Source organism: Streptomyces tibetensis (assembly GCF_040647715.1).
Classification (GTDB): Bacteria; Actinomycetota; Actinomycetes; order Streptomycetales; family Streptomycetaceae; genus Streptomyces; species Streptomyces tibetensis_A.
In genome coordinates, this window is sequence record NZ_JBEZCR010000005.1 from 367,854 (window position 1) to 383,487 (window position 15,634).

General features: G+C 71.9%; 12 protein-coding genes. 3 read left to right on the forward strand and 9 right to left on the reverse strand.

Annotated elements, in window-relative coordinates:
• The first annotated feature begins 2 nt into the window (after nucleotides 1-2).
• Nucleotides 3-1,085, forward strand: coding sequence for an ABC transporter ATP-binding protein (locus AB0B29_RS16100; protein WP_362239470.1), 1,083 nt, complete (start codon nucleotides 3-5; stop codon nucleotides 1,083-1,085).
• 24 nt (nucleotides 1,086-1,109) lie between these two features.
• Here AB0B29_RS16100 and AB0B29_RS16105 read toward each other — a convergent pair whose 3' ends face one another.
• The 4 genes from AB0B29_RS16105 to AB0B29_RS16120 all read right to left on the reverse strand — a co-directional run bounded on the left by AB0B29_RS16105 (nucleotide 1,110) and on the right by AB0B29_RS16120 (nucleotide 6,588).
• Nucleotides 1,110-2,324, reverse strand: a complete 1,215-nt coding sequence (locus AB0B29_RS16105) for an NAD(P)/FAD-dependent oxidoreductase (RefSeq protein WP_362239473.1) — start codon at nucleotides 2,322-2,324, stop codon at nucleotides 1,110-1,112.
• A gap of 115 nt (nucleotides 2,325-2,439) precedes the next feature.
• A complete protein-coding gene (gene sigJ / locus AB0B29_RS16110) occupies nucleotides 2,440-3,390 on the reverse strand; it encodes an RNA polymerase sigma factor SigJ (protein ID WP_362239475.1) in 951 nt (316 codons plus the stop codon).
• Nucleotides 3,391-3,400: 10 nt separating this feature from the next.
• The gene (locus AB0B29_RS16115; RefSeq protein WP_362239478.1) at nucleotides 3,401-5,776 is read right to left on the reverse strand and encodes a bifunctional salicylyl-CoA 5-hydroxylase/oxidoreductase; all 2,376 of its coding nucleotides are present in this window, start codon (nucleotides 5,774-5,776) and stop codon (nucleotides 3,401-3,403) included.
• Complete coding sequence (locus AB0B29_RS16120; protein WP_362239480.1) at nucleotides 5,761-6,588, reverse strand: enoyl-CoA hydratase family protein; 828 nt, start codon at nucleotides 6,586-6,588, stop codon at nucleotides 5,761-5,763. The genes AB0B29_RS16115 and AB0B29_RS16120 overlap by 16 nt, the downstream gene beginning before the upstream one ends.
• Before the next feature lie 308 nt (nucleotides 6,589-6,896).
• Between AB0B29_RS16120 and AB0B29_RS16125 the strand changes: the two genes are divergently transcribed.
• Complete coding sequence (locus AB0B29_RS16125) at nucleotides 6,897-7,364, forward strand: ATP-binding protein (protein WP_362239483.1); 468 nt, start codon at nucleotides 6,897-6,899, stop codon at nucleotides 7,362-7,364.
• Between the two features lie 67 nt (nucleotides 7,365-7,431).
• On the opposite strand, the gene argF is transcribed toward AB0B29_RS16125, so the two are convergent.
• From argF to AB0B29_RS16150, 5 genes are all read right to left on the reverse strand, one after another.
• Entirely contained in the window at nucleotides 7,432-8,439 is a 1,008-nt protein-coding gene (gene argF, locus AB0B29_RS16130; RefSeq protein ID WP_362239485.1) for an ornithine carbamoyltransferase, read from the reverse strand.
• A 165-nt stretch (nucleotides 8,440-8,604) separates the two neighbouring features.
• Nucleotides 8,605-9,828 carry an arginine deiminase gene (locus tag AB0B29_RS16135; RefSeq protein WP_362239488.1) on the reverse strand — a complete coding sequence of 408 codons (1,224 nt, stop codon included), beginning with the start codon at nucleotides 9,826-9,828 and terminating at the stop codon, nucleotides 8,605-8,607.
• A 147-nt stretch (nucleotides 9,829-9,975) separates the two neighbouring features.
• Entirely contained in the window at nucleotides 9,976-12,552 is a 2,577-nt protein-coding gene (locus AB0B29_RS16140; protein WP_362239490.1) for a polynucleotide kinase-phosphatase, read from the reverse strand.
• Entirely contained in the window at nucleotides 12,549-14,012 is a 1,464-nt protein-coding gene (locus AB0B29_RS16145) for a 3' terminal RNA ribose 2'-O-methyltransferase Hen1 (RefSeq protein WP_362239493.1), read from the reverse strand. Before AB0B29_RS16145 ends, AB0B29_RS16140 begins: the two co-directional genes overlap by 4 nt.
• A 157-nt stretch (nucleotides 14,013-14,169) precedes the next feature.
• Nucleotides 14,170-15,090 (reverse strand): LLM class F420-dependent oxidoreductase, encoded by a 921-nt coding sequence (locus AB0B29_RS16150; RefSeq protein WP_362239495.1) that lies wholly within the window; start codon nucleotides 15,088-15,090, stop codon nucleotides 14,170-14,172.
• A 240-nt stretch (nucleotides 15,091-15,330) separates the two neighbouring features.
• Between AB0B29_RS16150 and AB0B29_RS16155 the strand changes: the two genes are divergently transcribed.
• The gene (locus AB0B29_RS16155) at nucleotides 15,331-15,504 is read left to right on the forward strand and encodes a hypothetical protein (RefSeq protein WP_362239498.1); all 174 of its coding nucleotides are present in this window, start codon (nucleotides 15,331-15,333) and stop codon (nucleotides 15,502-15,504) included.
• Nucleotides 15,505-15,634 lie beyond the last annotated feature (130 nt).

Here is a 15,634-nt window from a genome sequence, read left to right on the forward strand (position 1 = left end):
GGATGACCGAGACCCATGGGCAGGACGCTCACACGGATACCGCCGGGGAAGGGCTCGACACCCGCCTCGTCGTGGACCGGGGCACCTTCCGCCTCGACGTGGCACTCACGGTCGCGCCCGGCGAGGTCGTCGCCCTGCTCGGGCCGAACGGCGCCGGGAAGACCACCGCGCTGCGGGCCCTGGCCGGCCTGACCCCACTCACGGACGGCCATCTGCGGCTGGACGGCACGGAGCTGGACCGCATCCCACCGGAGTCCCGGCCCGTCGGGGTCGTCTTCCAGGACTACCTGCTCTTCCCGCACCTCACGGCCCTCGACAACGTCGCCTTCGGCCCCCGCTGTCAGGGCGCGACCAGGGCCGAGGCCCGTGCGCAGGCCGCGGAGTGGCTGGAGCGGCTGGGCCTCGCGGCGCACACCGGCGCCAAGCCGCGCAGGCTCTCCGGCGGCCAGGCCCAGCGCGTCGCCCTCGCCCGGGCCCTGGCGACCCGGCCCCGGCTGCTGCTGCTCGACGAGCCGCTGGCGGCCCTGGACGCCCGCACGCGGCTGGAGGTCCGCGCCCGGCTGCGGCGCCACCTGGCCGACTTCGAGGCGGTGGCCGTGCTCGTCACCCACGACCCGCTCGACGCGATGGTGCTGGCCGACCGGCTGGTGGTCGTGGAGCAGGGCCGGGTCGTCCAGGAGGGCACCCCGGCCGACATCGCCCGCCACCCCCGCACGGACTACATCGCACAGCTGGTGGGCCTGAACCTCTACCGGGGCGTGGCCGACGGCCATGCCGTCCGGCTCGCCGACGGCCCGTCCCTCACCACCACCGAAGTGCTCTCCGGCCCGGTCTTCGTGGCGTTCCCGCCGAGCGCGGTCACCCTCCACCGTGAGCGGCCCACCGGCTCCAGCGCCCGCAACCTGTGGCGCTGCGAGGTGGCCGGCCTGGAGACCCACGGCGACCAGATCCGGGCCGGCCTCACCGGTGAGCTGCCCCTCGCGGCCGACCTGACGACCGTCGCCGCGGCCGAGCTCGGCCTCCACCCGGGCGCGGAGGTCTGGGCGACGGTGAAGGCCGCACAGACCCACGCCTACCCGGTCTGAGGAGGTCGGCGTCCCCACGGGGGGTCAGGCCGCCGTCCTGACCGGCGAACCCTCCGGGACGACGGCGGTCTCCCGCACGACGCGGCGGCGCCGGACCGGCAGGAGTACCGGGTGGGCGACGCCCCAGGCCGCGCCCTTGCAGATGATCTCCTTGTAGAACGCGGCGAGCCGGCCGGTCAGGGCCGCGGACTTCGCCCGGTCGTCGGCGGTGACGTACTGGATCAGGCCGTCCTTGCGGCCCAGGGAGATGCACTGGTTGAAGTAGCGCACCGGCACGTTCGGGACCTTCGCGCCGGTCAGCCGGGCCGCGATGGCGTCGGCGGCCTGCCAGGCGGTGGGGACGCCCGAGGCGCACGACATCCGCAGCGGCTTGTCCCCGGGGCCCATCGCCAGGGCCGCGTCGCCGACGGCGTACACCTCCGGGTGCGACACCGAGCGCATGGTCCCGTCGACCACGATCTGGCCGGTGCCGGAGACGTCCAGGGTGGTGGCCCGGGCGATCGGGTGGACGGCGAAGCCCGTGGTCCACACGGTGACCGTGGCCGGGATGCCCGTGCCGTCGGCGGTGGTGACCCGGTCGGCCTCGACGGCGGTGACGGCGGTGTGCTCGTGGACGGTGATGCCGAGCCGGTCGAAGGCCTTCCGCAGGTGCGCGCCGCCCTTGGGCGAGAGCCAGTCGCCGAAGCCGCCGCGGACGGCGAGGGCGACGTCGAGGTCCGGGCGGGCCTCGGCGATCTCGGTCGCCGCCTCCACCCCGGTGAGGCCGCCACCGACCACGACCACGGACTCCCCGGCGGCCAGACCGGCCAGGCGCTCACGCAGCCGGAGCGCTCCGGCGCGGCTTGCGATCTCGTGGGCGTATTCGGCGGTGCCGGGCACGCCCTGGTCGTTCCAGCCGCTGCCGAGGGCGTACACGAGGGTGTCGTACTGCACGACCTCGTCCTGCCGCTCCCCCGCGCTGTCCGGGGCGGCGACGGTGACGGTCCTGCGGTCCACGTCGACGGCGGTGACCTTGCCCTGCTTCAGCGCGACGCCGGTGCCCCCGAACATCTCGCCGAAGGGCCGGGGCGCGAGGTCCTGGCCGGTCGCGAGCTGGTGCATCCGGACGCGCTCGACGAAGTCGGGCTCGGCGTTGACGAGGGTGATGGTGACGTCCTCGCGGTGCAGTCGCTTGGCGAGGCGCCCGGCGGCGGTGGCTCCGGTGTAGCCGGCTCCGAGGACGACGATGCGGTGCTGCATGGCGTGGCTCCTGTCATGACGGCTGTCTTCAGCGGGTTTCGCCCCTTGAACCGGGCGGGCCGCCGTTTCCTGACAGGAACGCGGTGTGACGCCCGTCACACCACGGTCGGCCGGGTCAGAAGACCCTGAGCAGGGGCTCTCCGTGGTCACCGGCGGCCCACAGCCGGGTCGCGCGTTCGAGCTTGTCGGGGTTGACCTGGTTGCGGAACGCGGCGATACCGTCGGCTGCCACCTCCAGGCACATGACGCCGATGACCCGGCCGTCGAGGACCACCACGAGGGCGGGGTCGCCGTTGGCGGTCCAGGCGTAGACGTCGGGCGAGCCGCCGACCAGGGCGCGTTTGGCCGCGCTGGGTTTGAACAGGCCCCGCATGAACGTGGCGACCGCGAGGGCACCCTCGAACGCCCTGGCGCGGGCCGGGACCTTCCCGCCGCCGTCGCCGACCGCGACGGCGTCCCCGGTGAGCAGCTGCACGAGCGGCTCGGTCCTGCCGCTGGCGGCGGCCGCGAGGAACTCGTCGATGATCCGCCGGGCGGCGGCCTCGTCGATCTCGGTACGGGTACGGGCCCTGCCGTCGGCCACGTGCTTCTTCGCACGGTGGAAGATCTGCTGGCTGGAGGCCTCGGTGATGTCGAGGATCTCGGCGATCTCCCGGTGCGGGTAGTCGAAGGCCTCCCGCAGGACGTACACCGCCCGCTCGTTCGGGGACAGGCGCTCCAGCAGGACGAGCACCGCGTAGGAGACCGATTCCCGCTGCTCGGCGGTGTCGGCGGGCCCGAGCATCCGGTCCCCGGCGAGCAGCGGCTCGGGCAGCCACTGCCCCACGTAGGTCTCACGCCGGGCCCGGGCCGAGGTGAGCTGGTTGAGGCACAGGTTGGTGAGCACCTTCGTCAGCCAGGCCTCGGGGACCTCGATGCGGTCGGTGTCGGCGGCCTGCCAGCGCAGGAACGTCTCCTGGACGGCGTCCTCGGCCTCACTCGCCGACCCGAGCATCCGGTAGGCCACGGCCTCCAGGCGCGGTCGGGAGGCTTCGAACCGGTCCACGTCGTCCAGGGTCAGCGGCATACCTCGGATCCTAACGTCCGCGGGCGTCACCGCCCCCGAGATCCAGTCGCGGTTTCGGGGCGTCCAGGCGGCCCGTCTGGGGGCGGCGGCTGCCCGCACGGTACGGGGCCGGCCAGGGCGCGCCCGGGCCCGTGTAACCCTGCTCGGCCGCCGCGTGCAGGGTCCAGTGGGGGTCGTAGAGGTGGGGCCGGGCGAGGGCGCAGAGGTCGGTGCGGCCGGCGAGGATCAGGGAGTTCACGTCGTCCCAGCTGGAGATCGCGCCGACCGCGATCACAGGGATGCCGGTGGCGTGGCGGATCCGGTCCGCGAAGGGCGTCTGGTACGACCGCCCGTACTCGGGCCGCTCGTCCGCGACGACCTGGCCGGTGGACACGTCGATCGCGTCGGCGCCGTGCGCGGCGAAGGCCCGGGCGATCTCGACGGCGTCCTCGGCACTCGTCCCTCCCTCGGCCCAGTCGGTGGCGGAGACGCGGACGGCCATGGGCCGCTCCCCGGGCCACACGTTCCGTACGGCGTCGAAGACCTCCAAGGGGAAGCGCAGCCGCTTCTCCAGGGAGCCGCCGTAGGCGTCGGTGCGCCGGTTGGTCAGCGGCGAGAGGAAGCCGGACAGCAGGTAGCCGTGCGCGCAGTGCAGTTCGAGCAGGTCGAAGCCGGCCCGGGCGGCGCGGACCGCGGCCGCGGTGAACTGCTCCCTGATGTCGGTGAGTTGGGCGCGGGACAGCTCGCGCGGCGTCTGGTTGAACGGCTTGTACGGGAGCGCCGAGGCGGCCACGAGCGACCAGTTGCCGTCCTCCAGCGGTTCGTCCATGCCCTCCCACATCAGTTTCGTGGAGCCCTTGCGGCCGCTGTGGCCGAGCTGCACGCCGATGGCGGTGCCGGGCGCCTGGGTGTGCACGAAGTTCGTGATCCGCTTCCAGGCCTCGGCCTGCCGTCCGGTGTAGAGGCCGGCGCAGCCGGGCGTGATCCGGCCCTGCTCGCTGACGCACACCATCTCGGTCATCACCAGCCCGGCCCCGCCCAGCGCCCGGGCGCCCAGGTGGACGAGGTGGAAGTCACCGGGGACGCCGTCGACGGCCGAGTACATGTCCATCGGCGAGACGACGACCCGGTTGCGCAGGGTCAGTCCGCGCAGCCGGAACGGCGTGAACATCGGGGGTGTGCCGGGCGGGCAGCCGAACTCGCGCTCCACCTTCTGCGTGAAGCGGGCGTCGCGCAGCCGCAGGTTGTCGTGCGTGACGCGGCGGCTGCGGGTGAGGAGGTTGAAGGCGAACTGGCGGGGCGGCTGGTCCAGGTACAGCGAGAGGCTCTCGAACCACTCCAGACTGGCCCGGGCCGCACGTTGCGTGGAGGCGACGACCGGTCGCCGCTCCGCCTCGTAGGCGGCCAGGGCCTCGGGCAGGGAGGCCTGCTCGTCCAGGCAGGCGGCCAGGGCGAGTGCGTCCTCGACGGCGAGTTTGGTGCCGGAGCCGATCGAGAAGTGGGCGGTGTGGGCGGCGTCCCCGAGGAGGACGACGTTGCCGTGCGACCAGCGGTCGTTGACCACCGTACGGAACGTCGTCCAGGTGGAGTTGTTCGACTTCAGGGGACGGCCGCGGAGCGCCTCCGCGAAGATCTTGGCGCAGCGCTCGATCGACTCCGCCTCACCGAGCTCGTCGAATCCGGCCGCGTGCCAGACCTCTTCGCGCATCTCGATGATCACCGTCGAGGCGTCGGGGGCGTAGGGGTAGCCGTGGAGCTGCATGACGCCGTGCTCGGTCTCGGCGATCTCGAAGCGGAAGGAGTCGAAGGGGAAGTCGGCGGCGAGCCAGATGTAGCGGCAGCGGTGGGTCGTCACCCGGGGGCGGAAGGCGTCCGCGTAGGTCTCGCGGGTGGTGCTGTGGATGCCGTCGGCGGCGATGACCAGGTCGTGGGTGTGCGGCAGGTCTTTTGGGGCCTCGGTGCGGAAGCGGAGGTCGACGCCGAGGTCGCGGCAGCGGGTGTGGAGGATGTCGAGCAGCCGTTTGCGGCCCAGGGCCGCGAAACCGTGCCCGGAGGAGGTGTGGCGGTTGCCGCGGTGGACGATGTCGATGTCGTCCCAGCGTACGAAGTCCCTCTGGAGGGCCTCGTAGACCTTCGGGTCGGCGTGTTCGATGCCGCCGAGGGTTTCGTCGGAGAGGACGACGCCGAAGCCGAAGGTGTCGTCCGGGGCGTTGCGCTCCCAGACGGTGACATCGCGGGCGGGGTCGAGGCGTTTGAGGAGGGCGGCGGCGTAGAGGCCGCCGGGGCCGCCGCCGATGATTCCGACGCGGAGGGGGTGGCTGGTGTCGTGGTGCGGCTGCGGCTCCGTTGTGGCTTGTCGCGCAGTTCTCTGCGCCCCTTGAGGCACGTCCACTATCGTCCGCTCCATTTCGGGGGGCGCTTCTCCGTGAACGCGGCGTGGAACTCGGCGTAGTCCTCGCCGGTCATCAGGAGGGCTTGTGTCGAGGCGTCGAGTTCGATCGAGGCAGCCATGGGCATGTCCAGTTCGGACGTGAGCAAAGCCTTGGTCTGGGCGTATGCGAGAGCCGGGCCCTCGGCCAGGCGGTGGGCCAGCTGCTGTGCGGTCTCGTCGGCGGCGCCCTCCTCCGTCAGTTCGCTGATCAGGCCGATGCGCCCGGCCTCCAGGGCGCGGACGGGGTCGCCCAGCATCAGCAGGCGCGTCGCGTGGCCCAGGCCGACGACCCGGGGCAGCAGGTAGGCCGCACCCATGTCACCGCCGGAGAGGCCGACGCGGGTGAAGAGGAAGGCGAAGCGGGTGGTCGGGTCGGCGATCCGGAAGTCCGCGGCCAGGGCGAGGACCGCTCCGGCGCCCGCCGCCACTCCGTGCAGGGCCGCGATCACCGGGAACGGGCACTCCCGGATCGCGCGAACCACCTGGCCGGTCATCCGGTTGAAGTCCAGCAGCTGTGCGGTGTCCATGCCGAGCGTCGCGCCGATGATCTCGTCGACGTCGCCGCCGGAGCAGAAGCCGCGACCCTCACCGGCCAGCACCAGGGCCCGGACGGACCGCTCCCGGGACAGCTCCGCGAGCAGGTCACGCAGGTCGGCGTAGGCGCCGAAGGTGAGCGCGTTGAGTTTCTCGGGGCGGGCGAGGGTGACGGTCGCGACACCGTCGGCGACCTCGACGCGCAGATGCTCCCAGCCGGGGGTGCGGGCGGCGGAGCCGGTGAAGGGACTCATGACGTGCGGCCTCCTCGGGCGGGCACTGCCTCACTGAGCTCTACCCCTCGAAGCTATCACTCATCCGTGACTGTCGTCATGAGTGCGCGATAGACCGTACGGGTAGGACTTCGGTGCGGGCCGGGCGTGACCTGGCCCGGTTACATCCGTCACAGATCGTCCACACCGGCGTAACGGCGGGAGCAGCTGTGCGCGGCGGCGCGTTCACCTGGGTAAGCCGTCCGGCAAGGGGGCAAGGGCGCCTCCGACGGTGCCCCTCGGACGCCTCCGAAGAGCGGCGCCGTACCATTCATCAGGTTGAAAGCAGGATGTCCTGCTCCATGAACGGACCCGCCTTGTACGAACTCCCTTCAGCCCCCGCCTCCTGGCGCATCGCGCTGCCGCACACCGCTGCGGCGGTGCCCGCGGCCCGTGCCCTGGTCCGTACGGCGCTGACCGAGCTGGACCACGGGGCGGACTGCGACACCGCGGAACTGCTGACGGCGGAGCTGGTGGCCAACGCCGTGGAGCACACCACGGGCGAGAGGCCGATAGAGCTGGTCGTGGAGCTGATGCCCTCGGGCTGCCGGGTGGAGGTGCACGACACCGACCCGGCTCCGCCCGGTGACCTCAGCTGTCCGGCCGGCGGACCGCCCGACCCCTGGCAGGAGCACGGGCGCGGGCTGCTGCTGATCCGCTCCCTGAGCTCCTCCTGCGGGCACCGGCCGACCGAGTCGGGCAAGGCGGTCTGGTTCAGGTTGTCCGCGGTGCCGGCTCAGCGGCGCCGGACGGTGTGACCGGAGCGGGCCGGGAGATCCGGCGCCCCTGAAGGACACCGGGGGCCGCCCGCACGGCACGGCCCGTTCAGGCCAGGGTCGCCACCATGACCGCCTTGATGGTGTGCATCCGGTTCTCCGCCTCGTCGAAGACGACCGAGTGGGCCGACTCGAAGACCTCGTCGGAGACCTCCAGGTACTCCAGGCCGTAGGCCGCGTGGATCTCCTGGCCGACCCTGGTGCCGAGGTCGTGGAAGGCCGGCAGGCAGTGCAGGAACTTCACGTCCGGGTTGCCGGTGGCGCGCAGGACGTCCATGGTCACGGCGTACGGGGCGAGGGCGGTGATGCGCTCGGCCCAGACCTCCTTCGGCTCACCCATGGAGACCCAGACGTCCGTGGCGACGAAGTCGGCGCCGCGGACCCCCTCGTCCACGGTCTCGGTGAGCGTGATGCGGGCGCCGCTGGTCACGGCGAGTGCGCGGGCCCGGTCGACGATCTCCTCGGCCGGCCAGTACTGCTTCGGCGCGACGAGCCGTACGTCCATGCCGAGCAGGGCGCCGGTGACCAGGTAGGAGTTGCCCATGTTGAAGCGGGCGTCGCCGAGGTAGGCGAAGGAGACCTCGCTGAGCGGCTTGGCGCAGTGCTCGGTCATGGTCAGCACGTCGGCGAGCATCTGGGTGGGGTGCCAGTCGTCTGTGAGGCCGTTGTAGACGGGGACACCGGCGTGCGCCGCCAGCTCCTCCACCTTCTGCTGGCTGTCGCCCCGGTACTCGATCGCGTCGTACATCCGGCCCAGCACCCGCGCGGTGTCCTTGACCGACTCCTTGTGCCCGATCTGGGAGCCGAAGGGATCGAGGTACGTGGTCGAGGCGCCCTGGTCGGCGGCCGCGACCTCGAACGCGCAGCGGGTGCGGGTGGACGTCTTCTCGAAGATCAGTGCGATGTTCCGGCCCTGGAGGTAGCGCGGTTCGATCCCGCCCTTCTTGGCGGCCTTCAGGTCGGCGGCCAGCTCGACCAGACCGCGGAACTCCTCCTCGGTGAAGTCCAGCTCTTTGAGGAGATGGCGGCCGGCGAGGGCGGTCGGAACAGTCGCCATGAGGGCGCTCCAGGGATACGGGGGACACAGAACTACTGGAATACTATACGAACCTCAGCATGCCTATACGAGGGCCTCTCGGGCACGGGGTCAGGGGCAGGGTCATCGAGGCGGGGGTCGCAGGGTCACAGCAGTGGGGCTGCGGGGGCAGGGGCCCCGGGCCGCCTAGACCGGGTCACGTTCGACCGGGCAGCTCATGCACCGCGGCCCGCCCCGGCCCCGGCCGAGCTCGCTCCCCGGGATCTCTATCACCTCGATTCCCTGTTTGCGCAGATGGGTGTTGGTGGTGGAGTTCCGCTCGTAGGCGACCACGACCCCGGGTTCGACGGCGAGGACGTTGCAGCCGTCGTCCCACTGCTCGCGTTCGGCCGCGTGCACGTCCTGGGTGGCGGTCAGCACCCGGATCTCGTTCAGACCGAGGGCGGCCGCGATCGCGCGGTGCATGTGCTCCGGCGGGTGGTCGGTGACCTTCAGCTCCTTGTCGCCGACGCCCGGCTCGATGGTGTACGAGCGGAGCATGCCGAGGCCCGCGTACTGGGTGAAGGTGTCGCCGTCGACCATCGTCATCACGGTGTCGAGATGCATGAAGGCACGCCGCTTGGGCATGTCGAGGGCCACGATCGTCTCGGCGGACCCGGCGGCGAACAGCTTGTGCGCGAGCATCTCCACGGCTTGCGGGGTGGTGCGCTCGCTCATGCCGATGAGCACGGCACCGTTGCCGATGACCAGCACGTCCCCGCCCTCGATCGTCGACGGGTAGTCGGCCTGTCCCTTCGACCACTCGTGGAACGGCTCGTCGCGGAACAGCGGGTGGTGCCGGTAGATCGCCTCGAAGTGCACGGTCTCGCGCTGCCGGGCGGGCCAGCGCATGGCGTTGATGGACACCCCGTCGTAGATCCAGGCGGAGGTGTCGCGGGTGAAGAGGTGGTTGGGCAGCGGGCCCAGCAGGAAGTCGTCCAGATCCATGACGTGGAAGCGCACGGAGGTCGGCTCCGGGTTCACGTCCAGGAACTCGCGTTTGGTCATGCCGCCGATCAGGACCTCGGCCAGCTCAGGGGCGGGCATGTTCTCGAAGGCGGCTCTGAGCGGGTCGGTGGCCAGCGGGCCGTACTCCTTCTCGTCGAAGACCCGGTCCAGGACGAGGGATCTGGCCGCCGGGACCTCGAGCGTCTCGGCCAGCAGGTCACCGAAGAGGTGGACGGCGACTCCGCGGTCGCGCAGCACGTCGGCGAATCCGTCGTGCTCGGCGCGGGCCCTGCGTACCCACAGCACGTCGTCGAAGAGCAGCGAGGTCTTGTTGCTGGGGGTGAGCCTTTTGAGCTCGAGATCGGGCCGGTGCAGGATGACGCGGCGCAGCCGCCCGGCCTCGGAGTGGACGTGGTATGCCATGCCTCCATCCTGACCGCCCGGGCGCGGGTTGACGCGCACCCTGCATGTTTCGACGCACTTTCTGTTCGCGTCCGGATGACGAGAGCGGACGGTGGGGCGGGTGGTGAAGAGCCGGGTGGGCGACGGCAGGACCGCCGCCCACCCGTTTCACAGCCTCGGGTCCACCGGCTCCGACTCCAGTGCCAGCACCCCGAACACCGCCTCGTGCACCCGCCACAGCGGCTCGCCCTCGGCCAGCCGGTCCAGGGCCTCCAGACCCAGGGCGTACTCGCGGATCGCCAGGGACCTCTTGTGGTTGAGGAACCGCGAGCGCAGCCTGGCGAGGTTCTCCGGGCGCGTGTACTCGGGGCCGTAGATGATCCGCAGGTACTCGCGGCCGCGGCACTTGATGCCGGGCTGCACCAGGCGGCCCTGGCCGTCGCGGACCACCGCGCCGATGGGCTTGACGACCATGCCCTCGCCGCCGCGGCCGGTCATCTCCAGCCACCAGTCGATGCCGGCCCGGACCGACTCCGGGTCGGCGGTGTCGACGTAGAGCCGGCGGGTGGTCTGCAGGAGCCCGCTGCCGTCGTGCTCGACGAGCCGGTCGAGCAGGGCGAGCTGCTCGTCGTGCGGCAGGCCGGCGAGATTGCGTCCCTGCACCGCGAGGATCTGGAACGGTGCCAGGCGCACGCCCTCCAGGCCGTCCGTGGTCCAGCAGTAGCGGCGGTACGCCTCTGTGAACGCGGCGGCGTCCGCGGCGCGTTCACCGGTACGGGACAGCAGACCGGCCACGTCCACGCCGCGGGCCGCCGCGCCCTGGAGCGCGGCCAGCGCCTGCGGGAGCACCGCGCCGGACGCGGCGCCCACGGCGGCGTACTGCGACCGCAGCAGCCCGGACGCCTTCAGCGACCAGGGCATCAGCTCGGCGTCCAGCAGCAGCCAGTCCGTCTCCAGTTCGTCCCAGAGGCCCGCCTCGCCGATCGCCGTGCGCACCCGGTCGAGGATCTCCTCGGTGAGGGCGTCGTCGTCGAGGAAGGGGCGGCCGGTGCGGGTGTAGAGGGACCCCGTGGGGCCTCCCCCACTCTCGGCTGCGCTCGAGCGGGAGGTACCCCCGACGCCGAAGCGCTTGTGCGCCGCCTCGGCGTCGCGGCACACCAGGGCCACCGCCCGGGAGCCCATGTGCTTCTCCTCGCACACGACCCGGGCGACTGCGTCGTCCTTGTACTGGGCGAACGCCTCCGCCGGGTGCTCCAGGTAGCCCTCGACGTGACTCGTGGCCGTCGGGGCCATGGTCGGCGGGAGGTACGGCAGCAGCCGCGGGTCCACCGCGAAGCGGCTCATGACCTCCAGGGCCGCCGCCGCGTTCTCCTCGCGGATCGAGACGCGGCCCTGGTGCCGGGTCTCGACGACCCGGCGGCCCCGCACGTCCGCCAGGTCCAGCGGGCGGCCGTCCTGCCCGCCGGGCGCCTCCGAGCGCAGGGGCTTCGTCGGCTCGTACCAGACCTGCTGCGCCGGGACGTCGGCCAGCTCGCGCTCCGGCCAGCGCAGCGCGGTGAGCTTGCCGCCGAAGACCGCGCCGGTGTCGAGACAGATGGTGTTGTTGAGCCAGGTCGCCTCCGGCACCGGGGTGTGGCCGTAGACGACCGCGGCCCGGCCCCGGTAGTCCTCCGCCCACGGGTAGCGCACGGGCAGACCGAACTCGTCGGTCTCCCCGGTGGTGTCGCCGTACAGGGCGTGGCTGCGGACCCGGCCGGAGGTGCGGCCGTGGTACTTCTCGGGCAGACCGGCGTGACAGACGACCAGCCGGCCGCCGTCGAGGACGTAGTGGCTGACGAGACCGTCGAGGAACTCCCGTACCTCGGCGACGAACTCCTCGCTCTCGCCCGCCATCTGCTCGATGGTCTCCGCGAGGCCGTGCGTGTGCTGGACGTTGCGGCCGCGCAGGTAACGGCCGTACTTGTTCTCGTGGTTGCCGGGCACGCACAGGGCGTTGCCGGACTTCACCATCGCCATCACGCGGCGCAGCACGCCGGGACTGTCCGGGCCGCGGTCGACCAGGTCGCCGACGAAGACGGCCGTACGGCCCTCCGGGTGGACGCCGTCGACGTAGCCCAGCTTGCCGAGCAGCGCCTCCAGCTCGGCGGCGCAGCCGTGGATGTCGCCGATGATGTCGAACGGGCCGGTCAGGTGGGTCAGGTCGTTGAAGCGCTTCTCCGTGACGACCGTGGCGTGCTCGACCTCCTCGACGCCGCGCAGGATGTGCACCTTGCGGAAGCCCTCGCGCTCCAGGTGCCTCAGGGAGCGGCGCAGTTCGCGGGTGTGGCGCTGGATCACCCGGCGGGGCATGTCGGCGCGGTCGGTGCGGGCCGCGTTCCGTTCGGCGCACACCTCCTCGGGCACGTCGAGCACGATCGCGATCGGCAGCACGTCGTACTGCTTGGCCAGGTCGATCAGCCGGCGGCGGGCGTCGGACTGCACACTGGTGGCGTCCACGACCGTGCGGCGGCCTGCGGCCAGGCGCTTGCCCGCGATGTAGTGCAGGACGTCGAAGGCGTCCTTGGTGGCGCTCTGGTCGTTCTCGTCGTCGGAGACGAGGCCGCGGCAGAAGTCGGACGAGATGACCTCGGTGGGCTTGAAGTGCCTGCGGGCGAAGGTGGACTTGCCGGAGCCGGTGGCCCCGACCAGCACCACCAGGGACAGGTCGGTGACGGGCAGCACACGACCCTGCTGTACGTCGGTCATGCCGCCTTCGCCTCCTTCGGGGTGGTCATCGTGAACACGGCCATCTGGGTGGGCGGCCCCACCTCGGGGTCGTCGGGGCCCACGGCGACGAACTCGACGCCGTAGCCGTGGCGTTCGGCCACCGCCCCGGCCCAGGCGCGGAATTCCGCGCGGGTCCACTCGAAGCGGTGGTCGCCGTGCCGGACGTGCCCGGCCGGGAGGGACTCCCAGCGCACGTTGTACTCGACGTTCGGGGTGGTCACCAGGACCGTCCTCGGGCGCGCGGAACCGAACACCGCGTACTCCAGGGCGGGCAGCCGCGGCAGGTCGAGGTGCTCGATCACCTCGCTGAGCACGGCGGCGTCGTAGCCCTTGAGCCGTACGTCGGTGTAGGCGAGGGAGCCCTGGAAGAGCTGGACGCGGGCGGCCTGCCGCTCGCCCATGCGGTCCAGCTTGAGGCGCCGGGAGGCGATGGTGAGCGCCCGCATCGAGACGTCCACACCGACGATCTCGGTGAACGCCGGGTCCTTGAGCAGGGTCTGCACCAACTGACCCTGACCGCAGCCCAGGTCCAGGACCCGGGCGGCTTTGGACTTCCGGAGCTCCGTGACGATCGCCTCGCGGCGCTGCACGGCCAGCGGCGTCGGCTTCTCCTCGGCCTCGGTCTCCGCCTCGACGGCGTTGTCGATCTCCTCGACCTCGCTGTCGTCGGTCTCGGCGAGCCGCACCAGCTCCAGCCGCTCGGTGGCCTGCCGGGTCAGCGACCAGCGGCGCGAGAGGTAGCGGCTGGTGATCAGCCGCTGCTCCGGGTGGCCGGGCAGCCAGCCCTCACCGACACGCAGCAGCTTGTCGACCTCGTCCGGGGCGACCCAGTAGTGCTTGGCGTCGTCGAGGACGGGGAGCAGGACGTAGAGGTGGCGCAGGGCCTCGGCGAGAGCGAGCGCGTCCGATTCCAGCACCAGGCTCACGTACCGCGAGTCACCCCATTCGGGGAACTCGCTGTCCAGGGCCACCGGCTCGGCGGTGACGGTCCAGCCGAGCGGCTCGAAGAGCTTGCGCACGAGGTCGGGGCCACCGCGGGCGGGCAGCGCGGGCACCTCGACGCGCAGCGGCCTTGTCTGTCCCGGCAGCTCCGGCCGGGCGTTGCAGACGCCCTTCATGGCGCTGGAGAAGACGCTGCTCAGCGCCACGGCGAGCAGTGAGGAGGCCGCGTAGGGGCGGTCGTTGACGTACTGCGCCAGGGCCGCGTCCGGGGCGCCGCCGCGCCCCTTGCCCTTGCCGCGCCTGACCAGTGCCACCGCATCGACCTCCAGCAGCAGCGCCGCCGTGCAGCGCTGGGCTTCCGCCTCGGGGTAGAGGACGTGAGCCGTGCCGTAGGAGGTGGAGAACGCCTGCGCCTTGTCGGGATGCTTGTGCAGCAGGTAGCCGAGGTCGGTGGCGGGGCGTTCCGGCGTGCCGGTGGTCGTGATCGTCAGGAACATGCGGAGGGCCTCTCCGGCTGGGTGGACGGTGTCGGTGCCGTACGCGCGAGAGCCCCCAGGACGGGTGATCCTGGGGGCTCGGCAGGACGACGCCCACAGCTTCGCACACCTGTGCCCACCAGCGCCTTCGTTTAACGAGGGCGGCTCGGCGGGCCGGCTACGACAGTTGCGACTGCACCTGCGCGGAGATCAGCTCGAGGTGATCGAGGTCGTCGAGGTCGAGGATCTGGAGGTAGATGCGGCTCGAGCCGGCCTCGGCGTAGCGGCCGATCTTGTCGACGACCTCGGCCGGGGAGCCGGCCAGACCGTTGAGCTTCAGCTCGTCCACCTCACGGCCGATTGCGGCGGCCCGGCGGGCGACCTCCGCGTCGTCCCGGCCCACGCAGACCACCAGGGCGTTGGAGTACGTCAGCGCGTCTCCGCGGCCCGCTTCCTCGGCGGCGGCACGCACCCGGCCGAACTGGCGCTCGCTGTCCTCGACGGAACCGAAGGGCATGTTGAACTCGTCGGCGTACCTGGCGGCCAGCCGCGGGGTGCGGGACGGGCCGTGGCCGCCGACGAGCACGGGGATCTTCTGCTGGGCCGGCTTGGGCAGGGCGGGAGAGTCCGCGAGGTCGTAGTAGGTGCCGTGGAAGTCGAAGGTCTTGCCGGGGGCCGTCCCCCACAGGCCGGTGACGACCGCCAGCTGCTCCTCGAGGCGCGCGAACTTCTCCTTGGGGAAGGGGATGCCGTAGGCCTTGTGCTCCTCCTCGAACCAGCCCGCCCCGAGGCCGAGTTCGACGCGGCCGCCGGACATCTGGTCGACCTGGGCGACCTGGATGGCGAGCACGCCGGGCAGCCGGAAGGTGCCGGCGGTCATCAGGGTGCCGAGCCGGATGCGCTTGGTCTCGCGGGCGAGTCCGGCCAGGGTGATCCAGGCGTCGGTGGGGCCGGGCAGGCCGTCCACGTTGCCCATGCGGAGGTAGTGGTCGGAACGGAAGAAGGCGTCGAAGCCGAGGTCCTCGGTGGCCTTGGCGACGGTGAGCAGAGTGTCGTAGGTGGCCCCCTGCTGGGGCTCGGTGAAGATGCGCAGATCCATGCTTCCATCCTGCACGCCGGGGTGTGCGATCACGCGGTCGGTCCCCCGTACCGTCCGGTCCCCGGTCGGGTGAAATTACGTCCATACCGCGGGGCCCGGGTGACCGGGCCAGTGACCCGCCCCGATGGTGATCGTTGGCTCGGGCGGAGCCGGAGCCCCCGGCTTCCGCACCGGGGGGTGGACCGCCGGGGTGTCACCCGCATCGGCCTCCCCGGGGGGCCGGGGGCCGAGGAGGCCGTCATGTCCGAAGAGACCGTGCCGCAGCAAGGTGGAAGCGGGCAGCCCAAGGGGCTGTTGCAGCAGATGGAGGAGCTGATGGCGGCGTTGAACGCGGACCTGTCGGCATTGGACGCGGACCTTCAGGCGGCGGGGGATGCGCAACGGTGGGCCGTCGGGGAGGGACAAGCGGGCTAGGCTGTTTTCGTTCGGCTCAGCCGGTCGCTGGTCAGGGTGTGTCCGTTGAGTGAGGCGCAGTGGACGCGGATCGAGCCGTTACTACCGGACGGAATCCGTGCGTTCATCCCCGTCCCGGCCGATCAGCAGG